Annotated in this window: 16 protein-coding genes; 3 read left to right on the top strand and 13 right to left on the bottom strand. The window is 52.6% G+C overall.

All coding sequences use genetic code 11. The features are described 5' to 3' along the window. The first annotated feature begins 73 nt into the window (after positions 1-73). Both EHN07_RS08450 and lplA read left to right on the top strand, forming a co-directional pair. Positions 74-727, top strand: a complete 654-nt coding sequence (locus tag EHN07_RS08450) for a YtjB family periplasmic protein (RefSeq protein ID WP_124023736.1) — start codon at positions 74-76, stop codon at positions 725-727. 15 nt (positions 728-742) lie between these two features. Next, positions 743-1759 (top strand): lipoate--protein ligase, encoded by a 1017-nt coding sequence (gene lplA, locus EHN07_RS08445; protein ID WP_124023735.1) that lies wholly within the window; start codon positions 743-745, stop codon positions 1757-1759. Between the two features lie 58 nt (positions 1760-1817). On the opposite strand, the gene deoD is transcribed toward lplA, so the two are convergent. The 13 genes from deoD to EHN07_RS08380 form a co-directional block, all read right to left on the bottom strand. Beyond that, positions 1818-2537, bottom strand: a complete 720-nt coding sequence (deoD, locus tag EHN07_RS08440) for a purine-nucleoside phosphorylase (RefSeq protein ID WP_124023734.1) — start codon at positions 2535-2537, stop codon at positions 1818-1820. A gap of 57 nt (positions 2538-2594) precedes the next feature. Further along, positions 2595-3818, bottom strand: coding sequence for a phosphopentomutase (deoB, locus tag EHN07_RS08435; protein WP_124023733.1), 1224 nt, complete (start codon positions 3816-3818; stop codon positions 2595-2597). A gap of 73 nt (positions 3819-3891) precedes the next feature. Beyond that, complete coding sequence (gene deoA, locus EHN07_RS08430) at positions 3892-5211, bottom strand: thymidine phosphorylase (protein WP_124023732.1); 1320 nt, start codon at positions 5209-5211, stop codon at positions 3892-3894. A gap of 56 nt (positions 5212-5267) precedes the next feature. Next, positions 5268-6047: a deoxyribose-phosphate aldolase gene (gene deoC, locus EHN07_RS08425; RefSeq protein ID WP_124023731.1), complete on the bottom strand. Its 780-nt coding sequence runs from the start codon at positions 6045-6047 to the stop codon at positions 5268-5270. 235 nt (positions 6048-6282) lie between these two features. Beyond that, positions 6283-7560, bottom strand: coding sequence for a NupC/NupG family nucleoside CNT transporter (locus EHN07_RS08420; RefSeq protein WP_124023730.1), 1278 nt, complete (start codon positions 7558-7560; stop codon positions 6283-6285). A gap of 168 nt (positions 7561-7728) precedes the next feature. After that, positions 7729-8508 carry a TatD family hydrolase gene (locus EHN07_RS08415; RefSeq protein WP_124023729.1) on the bottom strand — a complete coding sequence of 260 codons (780 nt, stop codon included), beginning with the start codon at positions 8506-8508 and terminating at the stop codon, positions 7729-7731. Next, positions 8505-9578: a patatin-like phospholipase family protein gene (locus EHN07_RS08410; RefSeq protein WP_124023728.1), complete on the bottom strand. Its 1074-nt coding sequence runs from the start codon at positions 9576-9578 to the stop codon at positions 8505-8507. The genes EHN07_RS08415 and EHN07_RS08410 overlap by 4 nt, the downstream gene beginning before the upstream one ends. A 240-nt stretch (positions 9579-9818) precedes the next feature. Next, positions 9819-9980 carry a DUF1328 domain-containing protein gene (locus EHN07_RS08405; RefSeq protein ID WP_064513877.1) on the bottom strand — a complete coding sequence of 54 codons (162 nt, stop codon included), beginning with the start codon at positions 9978-9980 and terminating at the stop codon, positions 9819-9821. Positions 9981-10118: 138 nt separating this feature from the next. Beyond that, a complete protein-coding gene (osmY, locus tag EHN07_RS08400) occupies positions 10119-10736 on the bottom strand; it encodes a molecular chaperone OsmY (protein ID WP_124023727.1) in 618 nt (205 codons plus the stop codon). Positions 10737-11088: 352 nt separating this feature from the next. Beyond that, positions 11089-12678, bottom strand: coding sequence for a peptide chain release factor 3 (gene prfC, locus EHN07_RS08395; protein WP_124023726.1), 1590 nt, complete (start codon positions 12676-12678; stop codon positions 11089-11091). A gap of 111 nt (positions 12679-12789) precedes the next feature. Next, positions 12790-13464, bottom strand: coding sequence for a pyrimidine 5'-nucleotidase (gene yjjG, locus EHN07_RS08390; RefSeq protein WP_124023725.1), 675 nt, complete (start codon positions 13462-13464; stop codon positions 12790-12792). Between the two features lie 18 nt (positions 13465-13482). After that, the gene (gene rimI, locus EHN07_RS08385) at positions 13483-13926 is read right to left on the bottom strand and encodes a ribosomal protein S18-alanine N-acetyltransferase (RefSeq protein WP_124023724.1); all 444 of its coding nucleotides are present in this window, start codon (positions 13924-13926) and stop codon (positions 13483-13485) included. Next, complete coding sequence (locus EHN07_RS08380) at positions 13895-14317, bottom strand: DNA polymerase III subunit psi (RefSeq protein ID WP_124023723.1); 423 nt, start codon at positions 14315-14317, stop codon at positions 13895-13897. Before EHN07_RS08380 ends, rimI begins: the two co-directional genes overlap by 32 nt. A 107-nt stretch (positions 14318-14424) precedes the next feature. On the opposite strand from EHN07_RS08380, the gene rsmC reads away from it, so the two are divergent. Continuing rightward, a complete protein-coding gene (gene rsmC / locus EHN07_RS08375) occupies positions 14425-15456 on the top strand; it encodes a 16S rRNA (guanine(1207)-N(2))-methyltransferase RsmC (protein ID WP_124023722.1) in 1032 nt (343 codons plus the stop codon). The last annotated feature ends 139 nt before the right edge of the window (positions 15457-15595 follow it).

The raw sequence follows: 15595 nt of genomic DNA, 5'->3' as shown, positions 1-15595 counted from the left end.
GGCTACCCTGTCAGAGCCGCTTCTGGCAACATTAAACTGTGCAGTAAAACCGGCAATTCTTCTAAGGTGCATTATGGCTCGGGCAAAAATAAAATTCAGGCTGCATCGTGCAGCGATCGTGCTTATCTGCCTCGCACTTTTAGTGGCGCTGATGCAGGGCGCATCATGGTTTAGCCAGGGGCATCAACGGGCCCGTAACGTGCAGCTTGAAGAGCTGGCAAGAACGCTGGCCCGTCAGGTGAGCTATAACCTGCTGCCAGCGATGAAATCTGAAAATCCGGATGAGAAGAAGATCTCCGCCGCTCTGCGGTTATTAACCCAGGACAGCCGTATTCTGGATGCAGGCGTGTATGACAACAGCGGCGCCCACATCGCCCGTGCCGGTGAAGGTATCGGCGTGCGCGACCGGCTGGCGCTGGATGGCAAAAAAGCGGGCAGCTATTTTAGCCAGCAAATCGTGCAGCCTATTGAAGATAAGGATGGCCCGGTTGGCTACCTGCGAATCACGCTCGATACCCATACCCTCGCAACCGAAGCCAAACAGGTGGATAACACGACCAATATTTTGCGCCTGATGATGCTGCTGGCGCTGGCGATTGGCATTGTGCTGACCCGCACGCTGCTGCAGGGAAAGCGCACCCGCTGGCAGCAGTCGCCTTTCCTGCTGACCGCGAATACCGAGGTGAAAGAGGATGAGGAAGAACAGAGCGCCAATAACCCTAAGTGAAAAAGGATTTCTGCAATGACAACCCTACGACTGCTTATTTCTGACTCTTACGACCCCTGGTTCAACCTGGCCGTAGAAGAGACGATTTTCCGCCAGATGCCTGCCACCCAGCGCGTGCTTTTTTTGTGGCGTAATGCGGATACGGTGGTCATTGGCCGGGCACAAAATCCGTGGAAAGAGTGCAATACCCGCCGCATGGAAGAAGACAACGTGCGGCTGGCAAGGCGCAGTAGCGGCGGCGGCGCGGTATTTCATGATTTGGGCAACACCTGTTTTACTTTTATGGCTGGCAAACCGGAATACGATAAAAGCGTATCCACGGCCATTGTCGTCAACGCGCTTCACTCGCTGGGTATTAGCGCGACCGCTTCCGGGCGTAACGATCTGGAGGTCGCTACCGCAGAAGGAGCCCGTAAAGTGTCCGGCTCGGCTTATAAGGAAACGCTGGATCGCGGCTTCCATCACGGCACGCTGCTGCTTAATGCAGATTTAAGCCGCCTGGCAAATTACCTGAATCCTGATAAGAAGAAGCTTCAGGCCAAAGGGATTACGTCGGTTCGGGGGCGAGTGACCAATCTGAACGATATTCTGCCGGGTATCACGCACCAACAAATTTGCGATGCGGTTCGCGAATCATTCTTTGCTTACTACGGCGAACGCGTCGCGGCGGAACATATCTCCCCCGAGGATCTGCCCGAACTACCCGAATTTGCGCAAACCTTTACCCGCCAGAGCAGTTGGGAATGGAATTTCGGCCAGGCTCCAGCGTTCAGCCATTTGCTGGATCAGCGTTTTACCTGGGGCGGCGTTGAACTGCATTTCGACGTTGAGAAAGGGCATATCACCCGCACGCAAATTTTTACCGATAGCCTGAATCCTGCCCCGCTTGAAGCCCTGGCCGCGCGTTTACAAGGATGTTTGTACCGAAGCGATATGCTACAGCAGCAGTGCGAAACGCTGATTGCGGATTTCCCTGAGCAGGAAATGGAACTGCGCGAACTAAGCGCCTGGATTGCGCAGACGGTGCGCTAAATAGTGTCGTGAATCGAGACTAAAGGATTAAGGGCGCTTTGCAGCGCCCTGATAAAACTTACTCTTTGTCGCCCAGTAACACAGATTCAAGAGCAATCTTGATCATGTCGTTAAAGGTGGTCTGGCGCTCTTCAGCAGTGGTCTGCTCGTGAGTACGAATATGGTCAGAAACGGTGCAGATGGTCAGCGCTTTTGCGCCAAATTCTGCCGCTACGCCGTAGATGCCTGCCGCTTCCATTTCCACGCCCAGAATGCCGTATTTTTCCATTACGTCGAACATGGATGGATCTGGGGTGTAGAACAGGTCTGCGGAGAAGATATTACCTACGCGAGCGTCAACGCCCAGCGCTTTAGCCGCATCAACCGCGTTGCGCACCATGTCGAAGTCAGCGATAGCGGCGAAGTCGTGATCTTTGAAGCGCAGACGGTTCACTTTAGAGTCGGTGCAGGCACCCATGCCGATAACCACGTCACGCAGTTTCACATCGGCACGCACCGCGCCGCAGGAGCCTACACGGATGATTTTCTTCACCCCGAAATCGGTGATCAGCTCTTTGGTGTAGATGGAGCAGGATGGGATACCCATACCGTGGCCCATAACGGAAACTTTGCGACCTTTGTAAGTCCCGGTGAAGCCCAACATGCCACGCACGTTGTTCACTTCACGCACGTCTTCGAGGAAGGTTTCTGCAATGTGTTTTGCACGCAGCGGGTCGCCTGGCATCAGTACGACGTCTGCAAAATCACCCATCTCAGCGTTAATATGTGGCGTTGCCATATTTTTGTTCCTTATTAAAAGAGGTTCAACGCGGGCGGAAATTCTCCGCCCACGAAATCACAGCATGTTCTTGCCGTAGTCCATATCGGAAACACCGAAATGTTTTGCGACCGTCTGACCGATATCGGCAAAGGTTTCACGGTGGCCCAGCGAGCCTGCTTTGACTTTCGGGCCGTAGATCAATACCGGAATGTGTTCACGAGTATGATCGGTGCCTTGCCAGGTTGGGTCGCAGCCGTGGTCCGCGGTGAGGATCAGAATGTCATCCTCTTTCAGCAGTTCCATCAGCTCGGGCAGGCGGCGGTCAAACAGCTCCAGCGCGGCCGCATAACCGGCGACATCACGACGGTGACCGTAAGAGGAGTCGAAATCAACGAAGTTGGTGAACACGATGGTGTCGTCGCCCGCATCGGTCATCTCTTTTACCGTGGCATCAAACAGCGCATCAAGGCCCGTGGCTTTCACTTTTTTGGTAATGCCCACTTCTGCGTAGATATCCGCAATTTTACCAACAGAAACCACCTGGCCATTTTTCTCATCAACCAGTTTCTTCAGCACGGTTGGCGCTGGCGGTTCAACAGCCAGATCGTGGCGGTTACCGGTACGCTGGAAGTGACCCGCTTTGTCGCCAATAAACGGACGCGCGATAACACGGCCAATGTTGTAGCCGCCTTCGGTCAGCTCAACGCGTGCGATTTCGCACAGCTCGTAGAGTTTATCCAGGCCGTAGGTCTCTTCGTGGCAGGCAATCTGGAATACGGAGTCAGCAGAGGTGTAGAAAATCGGCTTGCCGCTCTTCATGTGCTCTTCGCCCAGTTCATCCAGAATCACGGTACCGGAGGAGTGGCAATTACCTAGGTAGCCGGGCAGGTTTGCACGCTCAACCAGTTTATCCAGCAGCTCCTGCGGGAAACTGTTTTGCGTGTCGGAGAAGTAACCCCAGTCGAACAGCACAGGAACACCGGCGATTTCCCAGTGGCCTGACGGCGTATCTTTACCTGATGACAATTCATGCGCCCAGCCGTAGGCGCCAATAACTTCGGCCGTGGCGTCCATACCGGCCGGAATTTTGCCGGTAGATCCAACGGCCGCTTTCACCAGCCCCAGACGGGTCAGGTTCGGCAAATGCAGCGGCCCTTTACGGCCTTTGTCCGCTTCGCCTTTTGCACAGGCTTCTGCAATGTGCCCGAAGGTGTCAGAACCCACATCGCCAAAACGGTCAGCATCTTCAGTTGCGCCGATGCCGAAAGAGTCCAGCACCATAATAAATGCACGTTTCATAAATTCTCCTGCGTCATTGCGCCTGAAACGCCCGTAGGCGTTTCAAAAAGTGATCAGATCAGTATGCCAGCATTTAGCTGATACGGCGATATACAACTGGCGCTTCTGGGATCTGAGTAGCGTTCACCTGGATTGCCGCTGTTACGGCCCGGGCAGCTTCCTGCCATTGGTTTTCGCTGGCGGCGTGAATAATGGCCAACGGGCGTGCGCTATCCACGCTTTCCCCCAGACGAGCCATATCGGTAAAACCAACGCTATAGTCGAGAGAGTCAGAGGCCTGACGACGGCCTCCGCCCATGGAAACCACCGCCATGCCTAACGCACGGGTATCCATCTCATTGACGAATCCAGCGCGGTCGGCAAATACTGGCTTGCTGATAACCGCCGTAGGCAGGTACTTCGCGTAATTTTCGACAAAATCAGCAGGGCCTTTTTGCGCCGCCACCATGCGACCAAAGACTTCAGCCGCTTTACCGTTATCAAGCACCGCCTGCAGTTTCTGACGTGCTTCGGCGTCGTCTTTTGCCAGATTGCCGGAAAGTAGCATTTCCACGCACAGCGCCATGGTGACTTCATGCAGACGGGGATTGCGATATTCACCGGTCAGGAACTGCACCGCTTCACGCACTTCAACCGCATTACCCGCGCTGGAAGCCAGCACCTGGTTCATGTCAGTCAGCAGCGCTGTGGTTTTCACCCCTGCGCCGTTCGCCACATTCACAATCGCTTCGGCGAGTAATTCAGAAAGCTCATAGGTTGGCATAAATGCGCCGCTGCCGACCTTCACGTCCATCACCAGCGCATCAAGGCCTTCGGCAAGTTTCTTCGCAAGAATAGATGCGGTGATAAGCGGAATAGAATCTACGGTCGCGGTAATGTCACGCGTGGCGTAGAAACGTTTGTCAGCCGGCGCTAGCGAGTTTGTCTGGCCGATAATCGCGACGCCTACGTTTTTGATGATGTCGCGGAAACGGTTATCGTCCGGGAAAATATCAAAACCGGGGATCGCTTCAAGCTTATCAAGGGTACCGCCGGTATGGCCTAAACCACGGCCAGAAATCATAGGGATATAACCGCCACACGCCGCCACCATTGGGCCGAGCATCAGAGACGTCACGTCACCAACGCCGCCGGTGGAGTGTTTATCAACAATCGGACCGTTCAGATTTAAGCTCTTCCAGTCCAGCACGGTGCCTGAATCTCGCATCGCCATGGTCAGTGATACGCGTTCTGGCATCGTCATGTCGTGGAAGAAAATGGTCATGGCCAGTGCGGCAATCTGCCCTTCGGAAATGGTGTTATCGCGAATACCGTTAATGAAGAAACGAATTTCCTCATCATTTAGCGCATGACCATCACGTTTTTTACGAATAATTTCTTGAGCGAGGAACAAGGTCACCCCCTGAGTTCTCAGGTGAAATGCGGCGCAGAACCGCCGCAAGGAAGAGATTAGTAGCCGCTGACGCTTTTACCGTCGCCGTGGCCGAGTGCTTTTAACAGGCTCGCAAGCAGGCTGGAGGCACCGAAACGGTAGTGACGGGAATCAGCCCAGTCGGCACCAAACAGCTCGTCTGCAATTGACAGGAACAGCGCTGCATCTTCAGCAGTACGCACGCCGCCCGCCGGTTTGAAACCAACGGTTTTGGCGACATTCATATCACGAATCACTTCCATCATGATGCGAGCGCTTTCTGGCGTAGCGTTCACTGGCACTTTGCCGGTAGACGTTTTGATAAAATCCGCACCGGCTTTAATCGCGATTTCAGACGCTTTACGAATCAACGCTTCTTCTTTCAGCTCGCCGGTTTCGATGATCACTTTCAGCAGAACGTTCACCGCCGCACAAGCCTCTTTGCAGGCTTTCACCAGATCAAAACCAATCTGCTCGTTACCGGCAATCAGCGCGCGGTACGGGAACACTACGTCAACTTCATCCGCGCCGTATGCAATAGCGGCACGGGTTTCTGCCAGCGCGATGTCGATATCATCGTTACCATGCGGGAAGTTAGTCACGGTAGCGATACGGATATCAGGCGTACCCTGCGCGTTCAGCGTTTTACGCGCGATTGGGATGAAGCGAGGGTAAATACAAATCGCCGCGGTATTGCCTACCGCTGTTTTGGCCTGCTGGCAGAGCGCTACCACTTTTTCATTGGTGTCATCGTCGTTCAGGGTAGTCAGGTCCATCAATTTCAGGGCGCGCAGGCTGCTTGCGGTTAAATCGGTCATCACACTCTCCAACAAAAGATATAGAATCCGTTGAGATGTTATAATTATAACATTCCCAGTCCCGATGGTTTTGCGTATAGCATCACAAAAGCCAAAGGCGAAATTACATGCTTTCTACAGTATATGTGATTTAACTAGGTTGGGCAGGTGAAAATAACGCTCAGACATAAAAAATGGCCGGCGCAGGCGCCAGCCATTGATTTCACAGGGATGTTATAATTTTAACATCACCTTTTTACATCGACAGGAAGACCCCGGCAATGGTGGCACTCATCAGGTTAGACAAGGTGCCTGCTGCAACGGCTTTCAGACCCAGCTGTGCGATATCATGGCGACGGTTCGGCGCCATACTTCCCAGGCCACCAATCAGGATGGCGATAGAAGAAAGGTTAGCAAAACCACACAGCGCGAAGGAAATAATGGCTTTAGTGTGATCTGACAGAACCTGCAGGCCTGCTGCGGCAACGGTTGCATCATCTTTCAGGTATTCACCAAAGTTCAGATACGCAACAAATTCGTTGATGATCAGTTTCTGGCCGATGAAGGAACCGGCGACATTCGCTTCGCTCCATGGCACACCGATAACCCACGCCAGCGGTGAGAACACCCAGCCCAGAATCAGTTCCATAGACAGCTGCGGATAGTTGAACCAGCCGCCAATGCCGGAAAGCATGCCGTTAAGCAGGGCAATCAATGCCACAAACGCCAGCAGCATTGCGCCCACGTTCAGAGCCAGCTGCATACCCGATGCCGCACCTGATGCCGCAGCATCCAGCACGTTTGCCGGGCGATCGGGATCGTTTTTCAGCGAATCCAGCTCAGGTGCATCGTTGGGGGTTTCTGTTTCAGGCAGGATGATTTTAGCGAACAGTAAGCCGCCAGGCGCTGCCATAAAGGAAGCGGCAATCAGGTATTCTAACGGCACACCCATTTGCGCGTAACCGGCCAGAACAGAGCCTGCAACCGATGCCAGACCGCCACACATTACCGCGAACAGTTCTGAACGCGTCATGGTCGCGATATAAGGACGCACCACCAGCGGCGCCTCGGTCTGGCCAACAAAGATGTTCGCTGTGGCAGACAGAGATTCGGTGCGGGAGGTTTTCAGAACCTTACGCAGGCCGCCGCCCAGAATTCGAATAACTAACTGCATAATGCCCAGGTAATACAGCACCGCAATCAGCGAGGAGAAGAAGACGATAATTGGCAGAACGCGCAGTGCGAAAATGAAACCGCCGCCGCCAAACACTTCAAACATTTTGTCCGAAACCAGGCCACCGAACAGGAAAGAAATCCCCGCGTTACCGTAACCGATAACGTTCGAGACCCCTTCGGACATAGCCAACAGCACTTTACGACCAACCGGAACATAGAGAATTAACGCCCCGATCCCGACTTGAATGATCCAGGCGCCAATAACAGTGCGCAGATTAATCGCTTTACGATTACTGGAAAGCAAAACGGCAATCAGCAACAGAACGATCATGCCGATTAAACCCATGAGTAATTGCATACAGAATCCCTGTGTATTGATTGAAAAAAAAGAAAACCAAGCCAAAAATCAACAACGGGCGGATTATAACGTTACAAGCCGCGCCAAATGCTATGGCAATCACGAATTTCTACAATACCAGGGAAATGTTTATCTCATAAGGTGATCTAAATCACACTTTGTCACTGACTACTCCATTCTGAACAGTTTATGACAGTTATGAATGAAAGCTTCAGCCATCACATTCGGTGGTTCTGAGCGCAGCTGACAAAGCGTGTGAAAAATTTCCGCTATGCGTTCCGGCCGATTAGGCTGTCCCTGCCAGCCATTAAGCGGCATGTCAGGAGCATCGGTTTCCAGCACCAGAGCGCTGAGGGGCAGGCGAGCCATAACGTCACGCGTTTTACTGGCGCGGGGGTAAGTTATCGTCCCCCCCACACCAATTTTATACCCCATTGCCACAAAACGTTCAGCCTGCTGCAGGCTCCCCGCGAAGCCGTGTACCACGCCCGTGCGCGGTAAATCATGGCGTTTCAAATGAGCGGCCAGTTTGTCGTGCGTGCGGCGCGAGTGGAGAATCACCGGCAGGTCGTAACGTTTTGCCAGCTTTAGCTGCACATCCAGCATCGCTTCCTGCTTAGCAAAAAGCGGGTTTTCCATATACAGATCAAGGCCAATCTCACCTATCGCCACCAGTTTGGGCGGGCGCTGTTGCAGATGGTGTTCGAGTAGCGCCAGCGATGCCTCCTGGTGTCGATGAATCACAATCGGATGCAAACCGATTGCGGCATACAGCGCCGGGTGATTTTCTGCCAGCGTCAGGACCTTGCTAAAGCGATCGGCTTCAATGGCCGGGACAATGATTTTTTCCACGCCCGCCTGCGCGGCAAGTTCAACGCTGTTGATTTCGTCAGCGCTAAACGGCGGAAAATCAAAGTGACAATGGGTGTCGTAAAAAGTCATCTTCACGCCGTATCCTGATTACTGAAAGTAGCATCGTTAGCCTCTGGCGTTTCAATGACCGCTTTGGATAAAGGTTCCTGAGTAACCAGCGCTGGCGAAACCCTCACCGACTCTGACACCACAATGCGCGGGTGATAGCGTTTTATCGGCGGTTTATCCGAGAGCAGTTTCCCAACGGTTGCCAGGAAGTAGCGCCCGCATAACCGGCCAGTTTTATAGTCCGTATTCAACGCCGGTAATCGGCTGCCTAATGCGGAACTCATCAACGGTTTCGGCGGATAAATCTCGAAGATACGCAGTTTTCCCGGCGGCTGTTCAATAAAAGCCTGTATTTCACGGTAGCTGGCTTCATGCTGATGGACCAGATTAAGCAACGGCTGCAGGCTGCTGTCGCTAAGCCAGCGTTCCATACGTTTAAACCATTCAGGGGTGTAGTACATTTGCGACGGCACGGTGCGAATCACGACCAGCGTATCCGCCCCCAGGCGCACGGCCTCCCGCACCGGTACCGCATCACTTATCCCTCCATCCTGATAGCCAATACCGTCTATCTCCACCCCGCTGCGGTAAAACCCAGGAATCGCACTTGAGGCTTTCAGCAGATTCAACCAGCTGTTGCTGTCCGGTGTGAAATAGCCTGGCGAGTAATCGTCGCTGCGACAGGCGCACATATAGAACGCTTTACCGGAGGCAAACAGCTTTTCCGCCGTGGTCATTGAGAGCGGGATTTTGCTGGCGGTGGACTCCACCAGCCAGTCGAGATCGATGAGATGACCACCGCGTACAAAGCGCAGAGGATCAAAAAATTCACGGGTTGTGGTAAAGCGAGTAATGACGCGTCTGGCATAGCCTGGCTGGTGACAAACATAGGCAGAAAGGTTTTGCGCGCCGGCAGAGGTGCCTAAAAAAAGATCAAACGGGTTGAAGTTAGCGCGCATAAATTCATCCAGCACGCCGGCTGTAAATATCCCCCGCTGCCCACCTCCTTCACAAACGATGGCAAGCTTCCCGGGGGCAAAAGACTGTAGCGCAAGCGGCGAAATATTGCCGAGCGTTACGGGTATTCTTTGTCCCACCCTGCTTTCCTTGGTTATTAATCCTTCATCTTTCAAGCCGCAGGGGTGTTGGCTGCACTCACTCACCCCAGTCACTTACTTTAGTAAGCTCCTGGGGATGCTTTCCCTGGCCGCCTACTTGCAACTCGAAATCTGAAGGATATTTATTCTGGTTTTAGATTTTTGCTTTGATCGATTAACAACGCGAGAGCCAGTCTGCATAGACTGGCTCTCTGGTCGGTCTCTAACTGTTATAGCACGCTATGGGCGTTTTCGACCCATAAACAGGCTGACCAGGAACAGAATAATACCTACCACGAAGACAATTTTTGCCGCACCTGCCGCAGTACCCGCGAGAGTACCAAAACCCAGTGCTGCTGCAATCAACGCAATGACCAGAAAAATAATGCCCCAACGAAACATAAGCTTCTCCTTAACCATAGTGAACCCGAATCGCTTCTGGATGGGTGCCGGCTGCGCACCCATTGGCGATATTTGAGTAACGATATTGCGGCCTCCCTCCCACGGCTGTGCCTGAGAGGAAAGTTTCGCTCTTTGCTATTACTTCACTTTCAGGTCGTTTTTGACGCTTGAAACGCCATCAACTGCTTTTGCGATACTCTCGGCCCGTGCAGACTGTGCGTTCGAATCCACGGTACCCGATAGCTGAACGACGCCTTCTGTGGTTTCTACTTTCACTTTACGTGAAGGCACGATGTCATCGGCTAACAGCTTAGCTTTAATTTCACTGGTGGTTGCCGTATCGCCTGCATAACCGCTTACAGATTTGTCAGCGCCATCACGCACATGCAGTTTGTCGCTTACGGAAGACACGCCTTCCACACCTTTTGCAACGGTAACTGCCTGCTCAGCCTGAGCCTGGCTTTCTACAAATCCACTTAACGTCACCACTTTTTTGTCAGTTTTCACTGAGATATCGGTGCTTTTAATGTCTTTATGATCGACCAGAGCGGCTTTCACTTTGGCGGTGATGGCGCTGTCGTCCATGAAGTTACCGACGTCTTTTACCGAACTATCAATTTTTTCACCTGCGGTATTAGCCGCAGATTCGGTCTTGTTCAACATCGTCTCTTCAGCCAGAGCGCTACCGCCCGCCAGCACAGAGCCCAGAACCACAGCCAACAGAGTTTTAGAAATCTTAGTCGTAGTCATAGTCATCGATGAATTCCTGTAGTTTTGCTCGCAGTTTGAGCACAAGCCTTAGTTAACGGCTTTCCTTAAACATCAGGCTAATTGCTACAGCCCGAAAAGTTTCCGTTCAGTTTTTAATAACGCCATTCGAAATTAGAGTGAAAGAACAAGCCAGAAAAAATTATTTACATGGCATATTCGACCAACTAATTTGTCATTGCTTTGTTAAATATAGACAACAATCACAGATTTGCATGGTGGCTCTGAGTGAAAAACAGGCAGGCAGGGGCGAAATGGCGGAAATTAAGAACATTCCGTAAGGGATTAATAAGATGGGAAAAGTAGCAGGACGCGGTGGCTGCCGCGCCCTGAGAGACGATTAATGCTCGCGGGTTTTACGGAAGGTGACTTCCGGGTAACGATCCTGCGTCAGGTTCAGGTTAACCATGGTTGGCGCGATATAAGCGAGGTTATCACCGCCATCAAGCGCCAGCTGCATTTCGTTTTTGCGTTTGAACTCTTCAAACTTCTTCACGTCGCTGCTTTCCACCCAGCGCGCCGTCGAGACGTTTACGGACTCGTAAATCGCTTCCACGTTGTATTCGCTTTTCAGACGCGCCACAACCACGTCAAACTGCAGCACGCCAACCGCGCCGACAATCAGATCGTTGTTAGCAACCGGACGGAACACCTGCACCGCCCCTTCTTCAGAAAGCTGTACCAGACCTTTAAGCAACTGCTTCTGCTTCAACGGATCGCGCAGGCGAATACGGCGGAACAGCTCCGGTGCGAAGTTCGGAATACCGGTGAACTTCATCATCTCGCCCTGGGTGAAGGTGTCGCCAATCTGGATGGTGCCGTGGTTGTGCAAGCCGATGATATCGCCAGGGAAGGCTTCTTCAACGTGCGAGCGGTCGCCCGCCATAAAGGTCAACGCATCGGAAATCACCACGTCTTTACCGGTACGAACCTGGCGCAGCTTCATGCCCTTTTCGTATTTGCCGGAGACCACACGCATAAATGCCACGCGGTCACGGTGTTTCGGGTCCATATTGGCCTGAATCTTAAACACAAAGCCGGTGAACTTATCTTCAGCGGCCTGCACTTCACGCGTATCTGTTTTACGCGGCATTGGCGCAGGCGCCCACTCAACCAGGCCATCGAGCATATGGTCAACGCCAAAGTTACCCAATGCGGTACCGAAGAAGACCGGGGTCAGTTCGCCTTCCAGGAACAGTTCACGGTCAAATTCGTGAGAAGCACCCTGAACCAGCTCCAGTTCGTCACGCAGTTGCGCCGCCAGATCTTCACCTACAGCCACGTCCAGCTCAGGGTTATCTAACCCTTTAACAATGCGCACTTCCTGGATGGTGTGGCCTTTACCGGTCTGGTAGAGATAGGTTTCGTCTTTATAAAGGTGATAAACCCCTTTGAACAACTTGCCACAACCGATTGGCCATGTGATCGGTGAACAGGCGATTTTCAGCTCGCGTTCAACTTCATCCATCACTTCCATCGGGTCGCGAATATCGCGGTCGAGTTTGTTCATAAAGGTGAGGATCGGCGTATCACGCAGACGGGTCACTTCCATCAGCTTACGGGTACGATCTTCTACACCCTTCGCGGCGTCGATAACCATCAAACAACAGTCAACAGCGGTCAGAGTACGATAAGTATCTTCGGAGAAGTCTTCGTGCCCTGGGGTATCTAGCAGGTTAACCAGGCTGTCGCGATACGGGAATTGCATGACGGAGGTGGTAATCGAAATACCACGCTGCTTTTCCATTTCCATCCAGTCAGATTTTGCATGCTGGCTGGAGCCACGGCCTTTTACCGTACCGGCGGTTTGAATCGCCTGTCCGAACAGCAACACTTTTTCCGTGATGGTGGTTTTACCGGCATCGGGGTGAGAAATGATCGCAAAAGTGCGGCGTTTCCCCACTTCTTGCAAAAAAGGAGACAAAGTCATAATGAAATCTTCTGTGAATGGCGCACAGACAAAGCCGTGCGGCAAATGAACGTTACCTGGCGGCTATTTTACCCATCAGGTCAGGTTTAACAATCAGCGTCGATGCATTCATCAATTACACAACAATCGCTCCAGTTCATTTAATGAGGCAACTTCCCAGGTCGGTCGGATGCCTTCCGGCAAGCTTCTTGCGTGGGCGTTGAGCCAGCAGGTCGCGATTCCCGCATTCATGCCGCCTAAAATATCGGACTCTGCGGTATCGCCAACCATCAATACGCGATGGCGCGGCGGATGGCCCATTTGCTCAAAGGTATAGTCAAAAATTTTACCATCGGGTTTTGCAACACCTACTTGTTCGGAAATCACCAACAAATCGAAGTAATCCCGCAGGCCGGTGCGCTCAAGTCGAATTTGCTGCAACGCCGTAAAGCCGTTGGTGATAATGCCTATTTTTATTTTATCTTTTAGGGCATTAAGCAAAGACACCGCGCCAGGCAATGGCACGCAAATCTCAGCCATCGCGTTGAGGAAAGCGGCATTCAAATCGCCCGCAGGCACCGCCAATTTTTCCGACCAACCCTGAAAACGTTGATGCTGCAAATGAAGGGCGCTTATGGCGCCGTTCTGATAATCGACCCACAAAGGTTTGTTAACAGCCTGGTAATCCTGGAAATCTTCAGCGGTAAACGTCACGCTATAATCAAGAAACATGCGCTGTAGGCCGCCGAAAGCGTCAAAGGTAAATAACGTTTCGTCAGCATCAAATAAAATCCAGTCCCAGTTCATCAACACACCTTTTTCAAATTAGCCTAACGGTAATGCCATGATGATGGCATCTTCGCGACCCTCTTTTGTGGGGTAGTAGTTACGGCGAATCGTCGCCTCGTTAAACCCCAGGCTCTCATAGAGTGCAATCGCTGCCGTGTTCGACGCGCGCACTTCAAGCCAGAGGGTGAACACCTCTCGTTTTTCCAGTTCGCTGATTAAGTGCTCCAGCAACTGGCGGCCCAAACCCTGACGTTGAAAATCGGGATCGACCGCAATATTAAACAGCGTCGCTTCATCCAGCACGACTTGCGTCACCGCAAACGCCGCCATTTTGCCATCTACGTCGAGACGTAAATTTAAATAGCGCTCACCTTCGTTACTGGCGAAGGTCTTTTCACTCCATGGGAAAGCATGGCTGCGAAGTTCAATGGCGTATGCCTGGCTCAAGTCACTGGTGGTGAGGGAAGAAATCGTTTTCATGTTCGCAAATTTGCTGCCACAGCGCCTGTCGGGCTGCGCCATTGTGATAAAGCTCGTTTAATTCGGGAGTCGCTAACTGGGCGCCAGCAAGCGGGAGTGCTTCATTCACGCCTAACCGCCAGCTATTACAACGGCTGCCATCCGGCAGCATCGCGGCGCGTTCAGGCGTTAGCTGCATCACCTGCTGTGCGTTCAGATTCAGGCTGCGCAAAACATCGTTAACTAACGGATCGCTTAAATCCGCAAGCGATTCAGCAACCATCAATAGCTTGACGTTTTCATGCAGTGAGACGGCGATTTCGCCCTGCAATGCCGCCGGGCGTCGCAGCTCCCACTGGGTAATGCCCAGTTGTTGTAACAACCAGTCACGTCGCAAAGGTCTTTGGGGCATAGCGAAACCAGGTGAGAGTGCCAATTGGGGCGCAAATATAGCAAATTCATCGAATATGCGCCATTAAAGCTCTATAATCCCGGTTCTGATTTCCCAGGAGTAATTTGATGACTGCGTTAACCCCGGCAAGTGAAGTGCTGCTGCGCCATAGCGATGATTTTACCGAAAGCCGCGTGCTGTTTGCCGGTGACTTACAAGACGACCTGCCAGCCCGCTTCGAAACGGCTGCCAGTCGCGTTCACAGCCAACAATACCACCACTGGCAGGTATTGAGCGCGCAGATGGGTGAAGAGGCACAATACGGCCTGGTGGCTGACGCCAGCACCATTGGCGACTGCAATACCCTGATTTATTACTGGCCGAAGAACAAGCCAGAAGCGCAGTTCCAGCTGATGAATATTCTGTCGCTGATGCCGGTTGGCAGCGATATTTTTGTCGTCGGTGAAAACCGCAGCGGCGTGCGTAGCGCGGAGCAAATACTCGCCGAATTCAGCCCGCTGAATAAAATCGACAGCGCGCGTCGTTGCGGCTTGTATCATGGTCGTCTGGAAAAGCAGCCGCAGTTTGATGCGCAATGCTGGTGGGATGAGTACCAGCACGATGGCATGACGATCAAAACGCTGCCAGGCGTGTTCAGCCGCGATGGCCTGGATACCGGCAGTAAATTACTGCTTTCCACGCTGACGCCGCATACCAAAGGTAAAGTGCTGGATGTAGGTTGTGGCGCGGGCGTGCTGGCGGTTTCCCTTGCCAAAAATTCACCTAAAGCTCGTCTGACGCTGTGTGATGTCTCAGCGCCTGCGGTGGAAGCAAGTCGTGCAACGCTTGCGGCGAATGAGATTGCGGGCGAGGTTATCGCCAGTAACGTCTATTCCGCAGTGAACGGTCGCTTCGATATGATTATCTCTAACCCACCGTTCCATGATGGCCTGCAAACCAGCCTTGATGCCGCCCACCAGCTGATCCGTGGTGCCGTTCGTCACCTGAATATGGGCGGCGAGCTGCGTATCGTAGCCAACGCTTTCCTGGCATATCCGGACGTGCTGGATGAAACGTTTGGCAACCACGAAGTTATCGCCCAGACAGGTCGTTTCAAAGTTTACCGCTCAGTGGTTATGCGTGGCGTGAAGAAGCGCTAACACTTTGCTGTGCCGCTTTTTACAGCGATTAGAAAAGCGGCGCTAAATTAACTATTGACGACGCGCAGAAAACATCTAGAATGCGCCTCCGTGGTTACAATACTTCGGTGTTGTGGGTATGCGAAGGTGGCGGAATTGG

Origin of the sequence: Buttiauxella warmboldiae (genome assembly GCF_003818135.1) — a bacterium.
Lineage (GTDB): Bacteria > Pseudomonadota > Gammaproteobacteria > Enterobacterales > Enterobacteriaceae > Buttiauxella > Buttiauxella warmboldiae.
The sequence above is the reverse complement of the archived record's forward strand: the minus strand, read 5'-3'. Positions and strand labels throughout refer to the sequence as shown.